The organism is Pseudomonas sp. SIMBA_041 (assembly GCF_046535095.1).
GTDB lineage: Bacteria > Pseudomonadota > Gammaproteobacteria > Pseudomonadales > Pseudomonadaceae > Aquipseudomonas > Aquipseudomonas mucoides.
Genome location: NZ_JAWRXJ010000448.1, coordinates 1 through 264, shown reverse-complemented (window position 1 = coordinate 264; position 264 = coordinate 1). Strand labels below are relative to the sequence as shown.

Sequence of the window (264 nt, the reverse complement as noted above, 5' to 3'; positions counted from 1 at the left end):
GAAGCGGTCTTCAATCACGCGGTGATTCTCGAACAGCTTGGGCGACTGGAAGAAGCCGGACAGCACGCTGCAGAATTCGGCTGTCGGTTCGAGCCTCTCATGTTTCCAGCGCGGCAGGCAAGCGTCTGCAGCACCTTCACCAACTCGGTTGACTGGCGTGCACGCGCGACCACCTGCATCCCGGGAATCTTGAGCAGAGCTTGTTCGGCGGCGAACAGAATCACCGGATGGTCATCGGCCACCACGACCCTGATTAAATCAGGC

The 264-nt window shown here is 59.5% G+C and carries 1 pseudogene; it reads right to left on the bottom strand.

The features are described 5' to 3' along the window. Nucleotides 1-14: 14 nt before the first annotated feature. Nucleotides 15-264 (bottom strand): annotated as a pseudogene (locus SB725_RS31865) (hypothetical protein); the annotation flags it as partial.